The following is a 16314-nucleotide window of genomic DNA, read 5'->3' as shown; positions in this document are numbered from 1 at the left end:
AGTACTAATGACCCGAGAGGCTTAACCATACAACGCTCAAGAAGTTTTAAGGCGCTTGTGAGTATTGAGAAGGGCTCGGATAAGTAAGCTGATAAATTGTACAGGATACGCCTGGTAAAGATAGTGCTGTTGAACCACCTGTTCCCATTCCGAACACAGAAGTGAAAAGCGGTCACGCCGATGGTAGTGTAGCATTCGCTATGTGAGAGTAGGTCATTGCCAGGCATTTTTTTTATGCGGAGCGGTAGTTCAGCTTGGTTAGAATGCTTGCCTGTCACGCAGGAGGTCGCGGGTTCGAGCCCCGTCCGTTCCGCCACTAATTCAGAGAACCGACTTTTACAGTCGGTTTTTTTGTTTCTACTGTATTCCTTTTATTTATTTTATATTTTGTTTGATGAACCTGAGATTAGCTATTTTTGGATATTCTGGGCTTATTTTTAAAATAGTGATAGACTGTTTAAATTTTTATAAAAGTCTTTAATTAAATCTTTTATATTTTTATTTTTCTGTATAATCACAGTGAATGTTTTTTTAGAAGTGATTTTATTATGCAAGTACTTACATTAGAGCGTCAGCAGTATTTTTTATCTACGGTATCAAGAACTTTTGCTCTTACCATCCCCTTGCTTCCTAAGGAGTTGGAGGATTGGGTTGGTAATTCATATTTATTATGTAGAATAACAGATACTATTGAAGATGCCGTTTATTTGGATAATGAATTAAAAAAGTTTCACATGAATAAGTTTGCTTCCTTGCTTTCCTCCCCTATAGGACTTGAGCAGTGGACAAAAGAGATATGTGAGCTTGTAAGAAGTTCATCCAATGAGCATGAAAATGAATTGATGGCTGCTATTCCTGAAGTTGTAGGTAGGTACTATTCCTACTCTTCAGAAGTTCAGTACATTTTAAGACATACCGTAACAATCATGGCAAAGGGAATGTCTCAGATTGAACGATGGGCAAAGATCGATTCAGTTGATGAAGTAGATCATTACTGCTATAGCGTAGCTGGTGTCGTTGGTGAGCTTCTTATTTCTCTTTTTGCAGAACATTGTCCTGCCATGAAGAAAAATCTTGATTCGCAGCTACCGTATGCCGTTTCTTTTGGCGAAGCTCTCCAGTTAACTAATATACTAAAAGATGTTTGGGACGATTTAAAACGTGGTGTAACATGGCTACCTATCAAGAATGATGATCCTGATAGAGATGCTAAAGTTCAGGAATATATTTCTCTTGCTTACGGACATTGTTTACAGTCTATGGAATTTATTAAGAGAATGCCTGTCTTACAGTTAGGTATTAGGAGATTTTGTCTATTAACTAATGCCATGGCTATACTCACCCTTAGAAACATTCAGGCTAATCCTGGTTTTAAAGATTCTAAGGAAATTAAAATAACCAGAAAAGAAGTTAAAAAACTTTATTTTTTCTACAAATGTTTTGGCTGGTGTAATTACGCGATTGATTTTATGACTAAGCGTTGTTCAGGAACAAAGCTTTCTCCAACTATCAGAAATTGCGAAGAGATCAGTAAAAAAGTTAGTTTCTGGAAATAATTTTGTGATGAGGTTTATTATGTTATTTAGTATGAAGAAGATTACCGCTATTCTATCAGTTTTAGCTTTTTCTGTTTCATCTGCCTTAGCTGCAGACAAAGGAGAATCACCAGTTGTATATGATACACCTCAGGAACTTCTGGAAGCTTCAAAGAAGGTTACAACAAAGTTTGAAGAAGGTGTTCATTATAAAGTTATTGAAGGCGCTGAAGTTTCTGAAAATAAGGAAATTCGTGAATTCTTCTCTTTCTTCTGTGGTCATTGCCATGCTTTTCTTCCTGTTATCAGACAAGTGAGTCTTGCTTTACCTGAAGATGTTGCTTTTGTAGGTAATCATGTAAAGTATCTGGGCGGGCCTATGGGGCCTGAAATGCAGAGGGCGTATGCAGCAGCAGTAAATCTTAGAGTTACAGACGCTTTTGTTGATAAAGTCGATGACAATATATTTAACAAACATCAGGTTCCTCAGAAGCATGAGGATATTGTTGCCTGGTTTGAGGAATTAGGGGTACCTGCGGAAACTTTTGAAGCACAGTACAAGTCTTTCCCTGTTATGAGTCAGGTTAGCCAGTATGATCAGTTGGCTGACGATATGGGAATAGAAGGTGTTCCTACTGTTATTGTTAATAAGAAATACAAAATTGTTACAGGTTCAATTAATGGTACTGACGAATATCTTGCTCTGGTAAATTACTTACTCACTCTTGATGACTCAAAAAATTCTGATAAGAAATAGTATAATAAATTAAGCTGGTAACCGCATTATCATAATATTGATAATGCGGTTTTTTATTGTTGTTTAATTTATTTATTTGATGTTTTTTAATGTAATTGACATTTTTTAATGTTTTTTAATTCTAGGTATAACATTTAACTTGTATCTGATGTAAAATACCAATGTTTGAAATTTTTTTTGAATGTAACTGTGCAAATGTTTAAGCATTCAAGTCTTTAAGAATATTAGGATGAATGTATGTCAGTAAAAGCAACAACTAAGTATATTTGGTTTAATGGTGAAATGGTTCCTTGGAATGAAGCAAAGGTTCATGTAATGACCCATGCTCTTCATTATGGTACCTCTGTATTTGAAGGTCTTCGTTTCTATAAGACTCCTAACGGAACTATTATTTTCAGACTTCGTGAACATATGCAGCGTCTTCTTAATTCCGCTCATATTTATCGTATCAATATTCCTTACACTCTTGACGAGTTATGTGAAGCATGCTGCAAGACTGTAAGAGAAAATGGTATCGAAGCAGGTTATATTCGTCCTCTGGCTTTCATCGGTGATGTTGGTCTTGGTGTTAAGCCTCCTGCAGATGCTAAGATTGAAGTTATTATCGGTGTTGTGCCTTGGGGAGCTTATCTCGGTGAGGAAGGCATGAAGAAGGGTGTGGCAGTTGGTGTTTCATCTTGGAACAGACTTGCTCCGAACACTATTCCAACCGGTGCAAAGGCTGGTGGTAATTACCTTTCTTCTCTGTTAATTTCTAACGAAGCTAAGCAGAACGGATATACTGAAGGTATTGCTCTTGATGTTCAGGGCTTCCTTGCAGAAGGTTCTGGCGAAAACGTGTTCCTGATTAAGGATGGCGTAATCTATACTGCTCCTATTACCTGCAGTCTGTTACCAGGTATTACAAGAGACTGTGTAATGAAGCTTGCCAAGGATCTTGGTATTGAAGTAAGAGAAGAAAGAATTCCAAGAGAGGCTTTATACCTTGCTGATGAAGTATTTATGACTGGTTCTGCTGCTGAAATTACACCTGTAAGCAGTGTTGACGGTCTTTCTGTTGGTTGTGGTGCTCGTGGTCCAATCACTGAAAAATTACAGAATGCTTTCTTTGGCTTGTTCAATGGTAAGACAGAAGATAAGTGGAACTGGTTATATCCTGTAAATAAGTAATCAGCTTTACATTATCCGTATTAACCGAAGCCAAAAGTTCATTGTTTACAATAGCTTTTGGTTTCTTTATTATTATACAAATTGATTTTTGTTTTCTTATTTTATAAATGGAGCTAAGTATGCCTAAATATCGTTCCTCTGTAACTACCGAAGGTCGTAACATGGCTGGCGCTAGAGCATTATGGCGTGCTACCGGGGTTAAGGATGGTGATTTCGGTAAGCCGATTATTGCTGTTGCCAATTCTTTTACTCAGTTTGTTCCGGGGCATGTTCATCTTCATGATATCGGTCAGTTAGTTGTCAAGGAAATTGAAAAGGCCGGTGGTATAGCTAAAGAATTCAACACCATTGCAGTGGATGACGGTATTGCCATGGGACATTCTGGTATGTTGTATTCATTACCTAGCCGTGAAATTATCGCGGATAGCGTTGAATACTCATGTAATGCCCATAAGGCAGATGCGCTTGTTTGTATTTCAAACTGCGATAAAGTAACTCCAGGCATGCTTATTGCCGCCATGCGTTTGAATATTCCTACCATTTTTGTATCAGGCGGTCCAATGGAAGCCGGTAAGGTTAAGGAACCTATTGCCGGTCATTCGAAGCTCGACCTTATTGATATTATGGTTATGGCAGCTGATAAGAATATTACTGATGAACAGATAAACATTGCTGAAAATTACGGATGTCCGACATGTGGTTCATGCTCAGGCATGTTTACTGCGAATTCAATGAACTGTTTGACCGAAGCATTAGGTCTTTCTCAGCCTGGTAACGGTTCTCTGTTGGCATCTCATGTTTTCCGTCGTGATCTGTTCGTAAACGCCGCTAAGCGTATTGTTAAGATGGCCAAGGATTACTATGAACACGATGATGAATCTGTTTTACCTCGCAGCATTGCAACAAAGGCTGCATTTGAAAATGCAATGACTCTTGATATTGCTATGGGTGGTTCAACCAACACTGTTCTTCATCTTTTGGCTGTAGCTCAGGAAGCTGGTGTTGATTTTACCATGAAGGATATTGATCGCCTTTCAAGACATGTTCCTCACATCTGTAAAGTTGCTCCATCAACTTCTGTTTACCACATGGAAGATGTTCACAGAGCTGGCGGCATCATGGCCATACTTGGTCAGCTGGATAAAAGCGGACTTATTCACAGGGATGTTCATACCTGTTTAGGTATAACCATGGGTGAGGAACTTGATCAGTATTCAATTGATCGTAATGCTTCAGAAGATGTTCGAAAGATGTACCTCGCTGCTCCAGGCGGAGTTGTGAATATAAGTCCTTTCAGCCAGAGCAAAGTATATGATGAAGCGGACACTGATCGTGTTAACGGTTGTATAAGATCCAAGGAAAATGCGTATAACCAGGACGGTGGTTTAGCTGTTCTTTATGGTAATTTAGCAATTAACGGCTGTATCGTTAAGACCGCAGGTGTAGATCCTTCAATTTATAAGTTTAGCGGTCCTGCGCGTATATTTGAAAGTCAGGAAGATGCTGTTAACGGCATTCTCGGTGGCAAGATCAAAGCAGGTGATGTAGTTATCATTCGTTACGAAGGTCCTAAGGGTGGTCCAGGTATGCAGGAAATGCTGTATCCTACTTCTTACCTTAAGTCTGTAGGTTTAGGAAAGCAGTGTGCTCTGATTACCGACGGTCGTTTCTCCGGCGGTACTTCCGGTTTATCAATCGGTCATGTATCCCCTGAAGCTGCTAACGGTGGTAATATCGGTCTTATCAAGGAAAATGATATTATTGATATCGATATTCCTAACAGAGCTATTGCAGTACGTATTTCTGATGAAGAATTACAGAAGCGTCGTGCTGAAATGGAAGCATTAGGTAACAAGGCTTGGAAACCTCTGAACAGACAGCGTGTTGTTTCAGGGGCCTTAAAGGCTTATGCTGCTTTAGCATCAAGTGCTGATAAGGGCGGTGTAAGAGACGTCAGCAAGCTTTAATATAAAGCTTTTATGATATCGACAGTCATTTATGGCTGTCGTATTTAAAGGATAGATAAAAATGGAACAGCCAACAAAAGAAGAGTATCTCCGTAAGATACTTCTTTCTCCAGTTTACGACGTGGCGAAGGTAACGCCTTTGCAGAGACTTGATAAGGTTAGCGAAAAAGTAGGTGTTAACGTCCTTATCAAAAGAGAAGATCTCCAGTCAGTTCATTCATTTAAGCTTCGTGGCGCCTACAATAAGATTGCCGGTCTGACCAAGGAACAGCTTGCCAAAGGGGTTATTGCAGCCTCTGCTGGTAATCATGCTCAGGGGGTAGCTTTAACAGGTAAAAAGCTTGGAATCAAGGCTACTATTGTTATGCCGAATTCTACTCCTGATATTAAGGTTGATGCGGTAAGACGTTTAGGTGGTAACGTTGTTCTTTTTGGAGCAACATTCGATGAAGCGTATGCAGAATGCATCCGTATCTCAAAGGATAAAGGATATACTTTAATTCCTCCATATGATGATGCCGACGTTATTGCTGGTCAGGGAACTATTGCACAGGAACTTTTAAAGCAGGATTCTCATATAACCCATGTATTTGTTCAGGTCGGCGGTGGTGGACTTGCCGCAGGTGTAGCTGTATACATTAAACAGGTAATGCCTAGTGTTAAAGTTATTGCTGTTGAATCTGACGGAAGCGCCTGTCTTGAAGCAGCACTCAAGAGCGGAGAGCCTGTAACTCTCGACCGAGTATCTTTGTTTGCTGATGGTGTGGCTGTAAAGAGAATTGGTGACGAAACATTCAGAGTCTTGAAAGACAGTATAGATGATATTATTACCTGTACCAATGATGAAATCTGCGCAGCCATGAAAGATATCTTCGAAGATACCCGCGCTATTTCAGAACCTAGTGGTGCTCTGTCTTTGGCCGGTCTGAAGAAGTATGTTAAGCTTCATCCTGAGCTCAAAAATGATGAATCAGTAACCATGGCAGCCATTCTCTCGGGCGCCAACACCAAGTTCCATACTCTTCGTTTCGTTTCAGAACGTTGCGAAATCGGTGAAATGGGTGAAGGTATAATTTCTGTTAAGATTCCTGAAAAGAAAGGTGCATTCCTTGAATTTTGCAAGAAACTCGGGGGCAGGGCAGTAACAGAATTCAACTACCGTTTTGCTAAGGTTGATTCTGCCAGAATTTTTGTGTCAGTTCATCTGACAAACGGCAGGGAAGAACTTGACAGTATTATTGAAAGTCTCAGAAATGCAGGATACGAAGTATCAGACATGACCAACAATATACTGGCAAAGAATCATGTTCGCTATATGATAGGTGGTCATACTCCTGTTAAGGTAAATGAAAGAGCTTACGTATTTGAATTCCCTGAAGTGCGTGATGCTTTACTTAATTTCCTTGAAACAGTAGGAACTGAGTATAACATTACCATGTTCCACTATCGTTCACGCGGTATGGAATACGGCAGTGTGCTGTGTGCATTTGAAGTTGATGATAGTGAAGTAGATGAACTTAACCGTCATCTTAATGAGCTTGGTTATGAGTATAATGACGTGTCTGATGACCTTTCATATACTCAGTACATGAAACCTTAATAAGATTAGAAAAGAAAGCCGGACCTATGAAGAAAACTTTCAGTATATATGGAATTCTGGTACTGATGTCGACATTGTTACCCGATGTCTTATCAGCAAATGACGAGATTCCTGCAGACTGGAAGCTGTCCTCTCGACAGGCCGGCTATATCTTTTTTGAAAAAGCAGTCCCTAAAGCGGAATTCTCGTATTACAAATATAAACTTTCAAATCCCAATCAAAGCACTAGAAACATAGCTTTGGAGTTTATGAAGAACGTCAAAGGAAAAAACCTTCGACCTGTTCCAAAGATTAAAGGATGGGAATACAGCTATGTTGGTAATTTGCCATGTGCCACAGTGGTCAGCAGGGAAGATGACTATGCTGTCCTGATAAATGTCTGTGGTGAGGCTGAAGTCAGTGATATTTCAAGATTAATCAAAATTTCTAAAACACAGTTCAATTAATACGCAAAACCCCCGGTGTGTTTGTCTATTTAGCATTTCTTTTTTGTTATAATACTCTCTAGTTCTTGTATTAAAAAAATTATGGAAATGCCATGAGCAAAGAAGATATGACAGAAGATCTTAAAGTAGCAGATAACACCACTGAAAACGAAGGAGTAAGTGAGGGGGCTGAAGCAAGTAAGACCTACGAAAACCAGAATGAAGGTGAATTTCTGGAGTCATTAGAGAGACTACAGGGAAAGCAGAGACGAAACACGGTATGTATATTTGTACTGGCAGTAATGCTTTTTGGATTTGCCGGTTATGAATTAACCCGTCCTGAAGTTAAGATTCCTCCCCAGATTGATTACAGCAGTGATATCAGCAATTTGAAGAGCAGTATGAGTGCCCTGGATTCGTCAGTAAAAAATATTGCCGGCGGACTCAGTACAAAGCTTGATTCAGGTGCTTTGGGAAGTGTAAATGCACAGCTATCGGGAATTGATAATTCCTTTAGTGCCATTCAGGCGGAAATAGCCAAGATTAATGCAAAGCTCGGTGAAGAAAAAACCGTTAATCTGAGCTGGGCGGTATTTGATGCCAAATATCTGCTTACTCTTGCTAACAGAAAGGTGGTTATAGATCGCGATTACGTTACTGCGATTTCTTTGCTTAAGGAGGCTGATACCGTAATTGCAGGTATAAACGATCCTCGCACAAGAAAAATAAGAGAAAGCATTGCTTCAGATCTGAATGTTCTTGGTAACATTCCTTCAATTGATCATGAAAAGACTCTGTTGCGCATTAATGAGCTCATCGGTAATGTATCTAAGATGAGAATCAAAGGCTTAAAGAAGGTTGATTTGCTTGAAAGCAGTGAAGTTTCAGGAAATGTGGATGACTGGTGGGGCAATCTTAAGGCTTCATTCAGTTCATTTGTTAACAGTTTTGTGGTTATCAAGAGAAAGGAAGTAACCGATACTGCTTTAATAGCTCCGGATAATGAAGCTTTTCTCAGGGCAAATCTTGAAAACTATCTTCTTCTGGCGGCAAAGGCCTGTTTCTACAGAGAACAGGAATTGTATACACAGTACCTGACTAAAGCTCATGAACTGGTAGAAAAGTATTTTGATAATACGGATCCGGTTGTTGTGAATACACTCAAGGGAATTACTGAAACCGCTTCTGAAAAGATTGCCACAGAAGATGTGAAATATCTTAACAGTACTGTGGAAATCAGTAATTTTATTAACGAGTTTTCAGGAAAGTAGGATCTAGAATGGTTAAATTAGTGATAATGCTTCTGGTGCTCGCAGGTTTAATGATAGCGGCGCCTATGCTGGCAAATAATCAGGGTTTTGTGTACATTGATACCGGAAGTCATGTGATTCAGCTGAGTCTGGTTTCAATGGTTATTATTCTGATTCTTGCCTATCTTGCTGTATACCTGCTGACAGCTGTTATCGGTAGAATCTTTAAGGTTAGAAAAGGATTGCTGAGCTGGTATGGAAACAGCCGTTCCGATAAATCCAAAAAGATTCTTGAGAATGCCATTTCAAAGTACATTGAAGGTGATTATGCCGGCGCTGCTGCTTTAGCGGAAAAAGGGAAAAAGTGGAGTGATGTTCAGTATGTGAACATTATTTTAGGTGTTGTTGCTAATTATAAGAGCGGCAACATCGAGGCCAGTAATAAGCTGTTTAATGAGGCTCAGAAGGTTCTCAGTGGTCATGCCGAAGCAATCAGTATTTTAAGGGTAAAAATGTATCTTGAAGCCGGAGAAAACGAAAAGGCTCTGAACATCATTACCTCTTTGAGAAGAACCGGTAAACCTTCAAAGATGATTTCTTCACTGTACTACAAATGTCTTGAACGTATGGGGAAGTTCAATGAAATTGTTGAAAACCGTAAAGAATTCTTAAGTAATGGTCTGCTGTCGGATGATTCATACAGACGTTATGTTTCCGAGAAGATTGTTGAACAGATTAAAGGAGCTAACGACAGATATGTTGTAGATCAGATGTTCAATGATTTGCCTGACGATATATGCGATAACATTGACGTATCAAATGCTTTTGCTTTGGCTTATAACCGCTTCGGTGAAGAGGTTAAAGCAGAAAAGATAATAATGAGATCCCTGAAGAGTACGGTTGATTCTTCAAGAATATACAACAATTTATCTCAATGGAATACAGCAAATCATAAGCTGACTGAATACTTTGAGAAAAAGTTAAAGAAGAATGAATCAGAACATCTTAATAACACGGATCTCATGTCTGCTCTTGCTAACATGTATATGAATATGAACGAATATGAGAAAGCTGTGGATTTGTATGAAAAACTGGTTACCAGTGCTCCGTGTTCGGATTATTTCAGTCGTTTAGCTCAATGTTATCAGCGTTTGGGCGGGTATCAGAAGGCTGCAATGTACTATAAACAGGCTCAAAATGATGATTAATATTTGATATATATCACATATGTAGTACAATTTAAGTAAGTAGTTAATCCATACAGCCTTGGTCAGTTATTCTGGTAAAGGCTGTATTCGTATAATGGGTTTTTGAATTGTTTAGTAAAGTCAAATTATATGAGCAGAGATATCGTGAATTAAACGAATATCGTCTAGCTAAAGCTCAGGAATTTGTAAATGAAAAAGGGAAACTGTTTTTCAATCTGGTTCCTCTCATGCTGCATCTGAACAATTCAGCTGTTCCATGTGCGCTGGCCGGTGATGTGCCACATGGTATCTGCAACTTCAAACTCAATGATATTCAGCGACAGGTTTTAGATGATTATTCTGTCGCTACAGCATCAGTTATAGACATCAATACAGCAGAAGAATCTATTCTTGGTTTGTACTGCATGGGCAGTACAGCTTCAGTGGGGCAGAGTCCAAACTCTGATTTTGATTACTGGGTGTGTGTGTCAGAATACATGCCCAATGAACGCATAAGACTTTTAGAGAAAAAGTGTAAATTCATAAAAGAAATGGCTGCAAGCAGTGAATATAAGCTGGACGTCAATTTCTTTATCGTGAAAACGGATAAGTTTAAACAGCATCTCAATGTAGACAAAAAGAACGCAGAAGACCTTATTGATTGCGGAATGGGTGTCGATGAGGAAAACTGTGGCACAGCTCTGCATATGTTCCTTTTAGATGAATTTTATCGCAGTGCCATATGTGTAGCAGGAAAGATGCTGACCTGGATGATAGTTCCATGTAGCCATGAGCATGATTACAATGAATATGTGAGGCAACTGTACGCCAAAAGAATTATCTCTCGCGATGAGTGGCTGGATCTTGGATGTATAGGTGATATTCCTTCCAATGAGTATTATGGTGCCGCTTTATGGTTGCTTTACAAAGGAATTGATTCACCTTTTAAAGCTTCAATAAAAATACTTCTTATGGAAACCTACAGTGCCGAATATCCGCAGACACAGCTGATATCCATGAGAGTCAAGGACTGGATGCAGAATAATGAAGGCTACAGTCTGAACCTTGACAGTTACTACATGGTTTTTGAAAAAATCAGCAGGTTCCTGAGAAATCATAATGACTATGAAAGACTGGAACTTCTGAGAATCTGTTTCTTCCAGAAGATCAATGAAGGATTTGCAAAGATAGTAGATCCTCAGGCTCAGGCCGGGCGCCGTACTCTAATCAACAATATGATAGAAGCATGGGGATGGAGTATGGAAACAGTTAGCCGACTGAGCAATAGAAACACATGGAACATTGTTGATGTGGTTAATATATATCAGCGTGTGTTTAATGTGATGATTCAAAGTTACCATGCTCTGCTTACTTTCGGTGTGGAATACAAAGTTACCGATGCCATCAGCTACAGGGATCTCAGTGTTCTTTCCCGTAAACTGTTTGTGGTATTTGACAGTTTCCCCGGCAAGGTTAAACAGTATCTGCTCAGTAACAAGCTTAATTTGGCTGAAAAGAATATTTCCTTTATTGAGGCAAGAGACAGTACCGTACTGAAGAAAGGGTGGTATGTATACAACAAGTCTCTTAATGATCCTTCACTTATTGGTACTCCTCCGATTTTTTATTTCAGTAATCTGGTATCTGCAGTAGCTACGTGCTACTTTAATGCTCTGATTAACAAAAAGACAGTCATTGAGGTGCATACTCCTAATAAAAACATTACTTCTGAAAGAGTACGTGGAATATGCAATGAATTAAAATCCCAGTTTGAGAACTATCCTTCTGTAGTGGGAAATAACAGTCTGCTCGGTGTTACTAATGTTAAAACCATGATAGTTCTTGTTAATTTTACTCAGGACCCTACCAGAAATCACAAATTCCAGGGTGGAATGGACAGATCTTCAATGAGCACTTTTTCCTATGGTAATTCAAATGAGTGTTTAATTGGATCCTTATCAGTGATTATGTCTAACTCCTGGAATGAGATTATCTGTAATCATTACGAAGGTCAGGATGCCGTAGTGGATTTTCTTAAAGAAATGTCCCATATTTTTATACCAGGTGCGGCATTGCCTGTATCCACCACTGTACTTGATTTCAGTACACACATGGGGGATGTTATGGTCAGACCTGATATGGAAAATCTGATTAACCTGTGCATGAACAATCTGCATAAAAAACTTTTGACCAGCAAAAACATAACCATCGGCAAAGTTGATTATATTCTGCAGTTCAACTCACGAGCAATGAATCTTGTCAGGGCGGAGGAAGTGAAGGAGAAGAATCCTATAAAAGCTGAAATCATTAATGGCGGAGAGGCTAATAAGGATTTGGTTCCGTCCATAATAGAGGCAAACTGCATGTATGGCCTGACTCAGTACTTCTTTGTGAAGAATGATAATGATTCTTATCAGATTTTTAATTCATCTGAAAATCAGGAATTGAAAATTTATGACAATTTCAAGGCTTCAATAAGCGAACTGATTCTGGATATAACATCATACTATACTCACAGTCAGAGCAAATTTGCCAAGGAAAAAGAGAAGCACAAATATCGTCAGTACTTTAATCTTCCTCAATTCTTCCTTGTTGACGTAGCCAATAATACGATATCTCCGCTTTAATGAGGTAATTCCGTTATGTTGAACAAAAAAATATTTTTGGTGGGGGCAGTCGCTGTTACTGCCATGCTGATGACTCAGGCCTGCGGTCTTAGAGGCTCCCTGTATCTACCCGAGGATAGAGAACAGAAGAATAAAACGGTACAGGTAAATGAAGTGCAGAGTGAAAACACCGTAGCAGAAAAGGATGCTGAAGGCTCGGGGAACAAATCAGAAAATTCAGATTGATTCAGTTTTTGAATTCCGAATATAAAAGAGACTCTCATGCCGGCAGTATCAGATATGCAACCGGCATTTTTACGCAGATCTTTATAGCATAGTACAGAATGGTTTACCCAAGCAGTTCATATTGTTTGTCCTTCTTATGTCTTCTGATGCTCGGCAGTACTGCATGCTTCTTTCCTGCATAGACCTGGTTTTCTGATCTAAAACGTCAATAACCGGCTGAAAAACATCATTTATATCATAATGTTTATATTTCTGTTGTTTATGTGTGTTTTGATAATAGTTATGCCTGCTATACTGAACGCCTGAGCAGCCAGAATTAGCCAAAACGCTTAACAGTAGAACAGCTGGCAAATATTTTAGAATATTCATCAGACTTTTTTCCTTATCAGTCGCAGTAATTCCACCCTTCTTTGATTTTCCAGTTGATATTGTTCTGGTCCGTAACAATTTTCTCATATGAAGGTACATAACTGCTACCGATGTCCAGACTAATATACCCACCATTGTCCCATGGAACGATAAAGTAGGTTGAATAGCTGCTGTAATGGGCTTTATAACCTTTTTCGCGTGCGAATCTGTTAAGATCGTAACCGCTTATTGTAAAACCTCTGACAGCGTAGGCATGACTCCACGAATAATCCTGTCTCTGAAATTTAATGCATGCTTTTATGTCAGATTCAGCCAATGCGGGATGTAATGTCGCATCCATAATGATGGCTATAATAATTAAGATAATTAATTTCATATATGTTGTCCTGTTATTGTTAGTTGTAAATGGTTGTAATGATCTGCCAGAAAGTTACCTGCCGCTGCCTCCTTTAATTGATCCTGAGTGATATTTTGTAGTGCCGTCACTGTAATGTGTTGTACATTTGTATCTGTCACCGTTAAAGTTTACGCTGCCGTGGTAGCTGCGGGAATAACCGCTAGAGTAACGGGTGGTGCCTGAAAACGTATGTGAAGAGCCGGATGAACGTGATGCGGTACCTCTTGAGGTGTACCCGTGACCTGAGTAAGAAAATGATTTTGACATAATTTTTATTCTCCATTGTTTAGATGATTTTGTTTCAGTTAGGTTTTTCATCCCTTAACAGATACAAGTATAGGAAGTCATGTGTACGATATTTTTCTAAAAACGTCCCTTTTTTATTAATGGAGAGAGATATGCAGGTGAAGATAAAAATTCCCCACGATAATAATGTGCCTACGTGCTGCTGGGTTTAACTGATGATGTAATAATCATATGGCGGACAATATAAAAAACATGCTTTATATTGAGGAAGAAAAAAGTTAAGTTGTTTTACACAAAAACATCATAATGTGTATGGTATTTGCATAAAAATATAACAAGTTTTCCAAAATATAGTAAAATTTGAAAAAATGGGGAGTGGTCGTATTTTTCCTCCGGTTATTGATAAGGACAATACTCAGTCGGGAGTTTATATGAGTTTTATTTCAACTAAAAGTAATGGGTTGGTTTCTGTAGAGGATTTGGCAGTTAAGGAACTGGCACAGAAATATGGCACACCTCTGTATATTTATTCTAAGGCTCAGCTTGAAGAGCATCTGAATGCTTATAATGCCGCAAGCTCAGATGTGGAGCACTTAGTATGTTATGCAGTTAAGGCTAACAGTAACATTGCCATTTTACAGTTAATGGCTTCTCTGGGAACTGGCTTTGATATTGTGTCTGGCGGTGAACTTGCACGTGTTATCGAAGCGGGTGGAGATCCTAAGAAAGTTGTATATTCCGGTGTGGCAAAAACTTTTAGTGAAATCGAATATGCTCTGGATCAGCAGATTCTGTGTTTTAATGTTGAATCTCCGGCTGAACTTGAACGTATTAACAGTATTGCAATTTCAAAGAAAGTCAAAGCTCCTATTTCAATTCGTGTAAATCCGGATGTTGATGCAGGAACTCATCCGTATATTTCAACCGGGTTAAAGAACAACAAATTCGGTGTACCTGTTGAAACTGCTTTTGAATTATATAAACATGCTGCTACTCTTGAAGGTGTAAAAGTTATTGGTATTGACTGTCATATCGGTTCTCAGTTGACTTCTCTTACACCGTTTGTGGATGCTCTGGATCGTATTCTGGCTCTTGTTGACAGACTTGCTGCTGAGGGGATTCAGCTTGAACACATCGATATAGGCGGTGGTCTCGGTGTGGTTTATAAGGATGAAGTACCTCCTGCTGTCAGTGATTATCTGAAGGTTGTTAAGTCAAAGCTTGCAGGCAGAAAATTAAAGCTTATATGTGAACCTGGAAGATCAATGGTCGCAAATGCAGGTGTACTGGTTACCAGATGTGAGTATCTGAAGCAGGGTGAAGTATGCAATTTCTGTATAGTAGATGCTGCTATGAATGATATGATCAGACCTTCACTTTATAGTGCCTGGATGCGTATTGAAGAAGCGGATCATAACCTTGATCGTCCAGAAAACGTGTATAACGTTGTAGGTCCTATCTGTGAGACAGGTGACTTCCTTGGTAAGGAAAGATCTTTAAAGGTTCAGGAAGGCGATTTCCTGGTTATGCATGGTGCAGGTGCTTATGGCTTTGCCATGTCTTCAAATTATAATTCTCGCCCTAGAGCTGCAGAGTTAATGGTTGAAGGAGGCAAAGTACATGTGATTCGTGATCGTGAATCAGTATCTGATTTATGGCGTAACGAACACAAACTTTAATCATGTAAGCTGAGTGGATATGCTGATAAATTTTTCCAAGATGCATGGTTGTGGCACTGATTTTATGGTAATCGATGCCGTTACCCAGAAGTTTTTCATGTCTGAGAACAAGATTAAAAGTCTTGCCGATCGCAGATTCGGAGTGGGGTTTGATCATCTGCTTGTAGTTGAACCTCCCTACGATCCAGAGATGGATTTCCATTATCGGATTTACAATTCAGACGGTACGGAAATTCAAATGGGGGGAAATGGTGCCAGATGTCTTGCAATGTTTGTAACTCAGAAAAGACTTATTAACCATCGGGATATCCACGTCAGCACATTGGGCGGTAAACTGGTGCTGACCATGCTCAATGACAATCAGGTTCTTGTTAATATGGGGAATCCCGTATTTGAACCTGCAAAAATTCCGTTCAGAGCGCAGAATCGTACCAAGACATACCTTCTGCAGGTTGATTCCAGTCATATACTGTGCGGAGTGGTTTTTACCGGAAATCCTCACTGCATTCTTACTGTAGATGATATTAATACTGCTGACGTTTTAGGATTAGGGGAAAAGATATCAGTTCACGAACGTTTTCCTGAAAAAGCAAATGTCGGTTTCATGCAGGTGATTAACGTACATAAAATTAAATTAAGGGTTTATGAACGCGGGATCGGTGAAAACCTTTCATGTGGAACAGGTGCTTGTGCCGCAGTTGCAGTTGGTATAGAACAGGGTGTTTTAAAATCTCCTGTTACCGTTATTTCTGATGGCGGTGAACTTACGATAGAGTGGCAGGGGGAAGGTTATCCGGTAATGATGAAAGGTTCTGCGACTCTAGTTTATGATGGTGTAATTGAATTTTAATTACATTGATTCACTTATACCTCTGCAGGT

14 protein-coding genes, 1 tRNA gene and 1 rRNA gene are annotated in these 16314 nt (G+C 39.2%); 14 read left to right on the top strand and 2 right to left on the bottom strand.

Going from position 1 to position 16314, the window contains the following annotated elements:
• The first annotated feature begins 110 nt into the window (after nucleotides 1-110).
• The 12 genes from rrf (at nucleotide 111) to BMY80_RS07560 (ending at nucleotide 12743) form a co-directional block, all read left to right on the top strand.
• Nucleotides 111-225: ribosomal RNA gene (rrf, locus tag BMY80_RS07615) — 5S ribosomal RNA — on the top strand.
• A 13-nt stretch (nucleotides 226-238) separates the two neighbouring features.
• Nucleotides 239-316: transfer RNA gene (locus BMY80_RS07610), tRNA-Asp, on the top strand.
• A 232-nt stretch (nucleotides 317-548) separates the two neighbouring features.
• Nucleotides 549-1556, top strand: coding sequence for a squalene/phytoene synthase family protein (locus BMY80_RS07605; RefSeq protein ID WP_093142481.1), 1008 nt, complete (start codon nucleotides 549-551; stop codon nucleotides 1554-1556).
• Nucleotides 1557-1563: 7 nt separating this feature from the next.
• Complete coding sequence (locus BMY80_RS07600; protein ID WP_093142478.1) at nucleotides 1564-2292, top strand: thiol:disulfide interchange protein DsbA/DsbL; 729 nt, start codon at nucleotides 1564-1566, stop codon at nucleotides 2290-2292.
• Nucleotides 2293-2529: 237 nt separating this feature from the next.
• A complete protein-coding gene (locus BMY80_RS07595) occupies nucleotides 2530-3462 on the top strand; it encodes a branched-chain amino acid transaminase (protein WP_093142476.1) in 933 nt (310 codons plus the stop codon).
• 119 nt (nucleotides 3463-3581) lie between these two features.
• A complete protein-coding gene (gene ilvD / locus BMY80_RS07590) occupies nucleotides 3582-5429 on the top strand; it encodes a dihydroxy-acid dehydratase (RefSeq protein WP_093142473.1) in 1848 nt (615 codons plus the stop codon).
• A 61-nt stretch (nucleotides 5430-5490) separates the two neighbouring features.
• Complete coding sequence (ilvA, locus tag BMY80_RS07585) at nucleotides 5491-7029, top strand: threonine ammonia-lyase, biosynthetic (RefSeq protein WP_031578448.1); 1539 nt, start codon at nucleotides 5491-5493, stop codon at nucleotides 7027-7029.
• 26 nt (nucleotides 7030-7055) lie between these two features.
• Nucleotides 7056-7475, top strand: a complete 420-nt coding sequence (locus BMY80_RS07580; RefSeq protein ID WP_031578449.1) for a hypothetical protein — start codon at nucleotides 7056-7058, stop codon at nucleotides 7473-7475.
• Between the two features lie 92 nt (nucleotides 7476-7567).
• The gene (locus tag BMY80_RS07575) at nucleotides 7568-8725 is read left to right on the top strand and encodes a uroporphyrinogen-III C-methyltransferase (RefSeq protein WP_093142471.1); all 1158 of its coding nucleotides are present in this window, start codon (nucleotides 7568-7570) and stop codon (nucleotides 8723-8725) included.
• Between the two features lie 8 nt (nucleotides 8726-8733).
• Entirely contained in the window at nucleotides 8734-9912 is a 1179-nt protein-coding gene (locus BMY80_RS07570) for a heme biosynthesis HemY N-terminal domain-containing protein (protein ID WP_084155371.1), read from the top strand.
• A 107-nt stretch (nucleotides 9913-10019) separates the two neighbouring features.
• Nucleotides 10020-12518, top strand: coding sequence for a class I adenylate cyclase (locus BMY80_RS07565; protein ID WP_093142468.1), 2499 nt, complete (start codon nucleotides 10020-10022; stop codon nucleotides 12516-12518).
• A 15-nt stretch (nucleotides 12519-12533) separates the two neighbouring features.
• On the top strand, nucleotides 12534-12743 hold the full coding sequence (locus BMY80_RS07560; protein WP_031578454.1) for an LptM family lipoprotein: 210 nt from the start codon (nucleotides 12534-12536) through the stop codon (nucleotides 12741-12743).
• A 385-nt stretch (nucleotides 12744-13128) separates the two neighbouring features.
• Here the strand turns inward: BMY80_RS07560 and BMY80_RS07550 are convergent, their stop codons facing one another.
• On the bottom strand, nucleotides 13129-13488 hold the full coding sequence (locus BMY80_RS07550; protein WP_093142464.1) for a hypothetical protein: 360 nt from the start codon (nucleotides 13486-13488) through the stop codon (nucleotides 13129-13131).
• Between the two features lie 54 nt (nucleotides 13489-13542).
• A complete protein-coding gene (locus BMY80_RS07545; RefSeq protein WP_031578457.1) occupies nucleotides 13543-13776 on the bottom strand; it encodes a hypothetical protein in 234 nt (77 codons plus the stop codon).
• 410 nt (nucleotides 13777-14186) lie between these two features.
• Between BMY80_RS07545 and lysA the strand changes: the two genes are divergently transcribed.
• Nucleotides 14187-15434, top strand: a complete 1248-nt coding sequence (lysA, locus tag BMY80_RS07540) for a diaminopimelate decarboxylase (RefSeq protein ID WP_093142462.1) — start codon at nucleotides 14187-14189, stop codon at nucleotides 15432-15434.
• 19 nt (nucleotides 15435-15453) lie between these two features.
• Nucleotides 15454-16284, top strand: coding sequence for a diaminopimelate epimerase (dapF, locus tag BMY80_RS07535; protein ID WP_093142459.1), 831 nt, complete (start codon nucleotides 15454-15456; stop codon nucleotides 16282-16284).
• Nucleotides 16285-16314: the final 30 nt, after the last annotated feature.

This window comes from Ruminobacter amylophilus, assembly GCF_900115655.1.
In the GTDB taxonomy this organism is placed as follows: Bacteria; Pseudomonadota; Gammaproteobacteria; order Enterobacterales; family Succinivibrionaceae; genus Ruminobacter; species Ruminobacter amylophilus.
Note: the sequence above shows the minus strand (reverse complement) of the source record. Positions and strands in the feature narration are given on the sequence as shown.

Bases quoted from the DNA above. Each gene is read 5' to 3' on its own strand.
- BMY80_RS07605 (WP_093142481.1), top strand. From the start codon at position 549: ATGCAAGTACTTACATTAGAGCGTCAGCAGTATTTTTTATCTACGGTA.
- BMY80_RS07600 (WP_093142478.1), top strand. From the start codon at position 1,564: ATGAGGTTTATTATGTTATTTAGTATGAAGAAGATTACCGCTATTCTA.
- BMY80_RS07595 (WP_093142476.1), top strand. From the start codon at position 2,530: ATGTCAGTAAAAGCAACAACTAAGTATATTTGGTTTAATGGTGAAATG.
- ilvD (WP_093142473.1), top strand. From the start codon at position 3,582: ATGCCTAAATATCGTTCCTCTGTAACTACCGAAGGTCGTAACATGGCT.
- ilvA (WP_031578448.1), top strand. From the start codon at position 5,491: ATGGAACAGCCAACAAAAGAAGAGTATCTCCGTAAGATACTTCTTTCT.
- BMY80_RS07580 (WP_031578449.1), top strand. From the start codon at position 7,056: ATGAAGAAAACTTTCAGTATATATGGAATTCTGGTACTGATGTCGACA.
- BMY80_RS07575 (WP_093142471.1), top strand. From the start codon at position 7,568: ATGAGCAAAGAAGATATGACAGAAGATCTTAAAGTAGCAGATAACACC.
- BMY80_RS07570 (WP_084155371.1), top strand. From the start codon at position 8,734: ATGGTTAAATTAGTGATAATGCTTCTGGTGCTCGCAGGTTTAATGATA.
- BMY80_RS07560 (WP_031578454.1), top strand. From the start codon at position 12,534: ATGTTGAACAAAAAAATATTTTTGGTGGGGGCAGTCGCTGTTACTGCC.
- BMY80_RS07550 (WP_093142464.1), bottom strand. From the start codon at position 13,488: ATGAAATTAATTATCTTAATTATTATAGCCATCATTATGGATGCGACA.
- BMY80_RS07545 (WP_031578457.1), bottom strand. From the start codon at position 13,776: ATGTCAAAATCATTTTCTTACTCAGGTCACGGGTACACCTCAAGAGGT.
- lysA (WP_093142462.1), top strand. From the start codon at position 14,187: ATGAGTTTTATTTCAACTAAAAGTAATGGGTTGGTTTCTGTAGAGGAT.
- dapF (WP_093142459.1), top strand. From the start codon at position 15,454: ATGCTGATAAATTTTTCCAAGATGCATGGTTGTGGCACTGATTTTATG.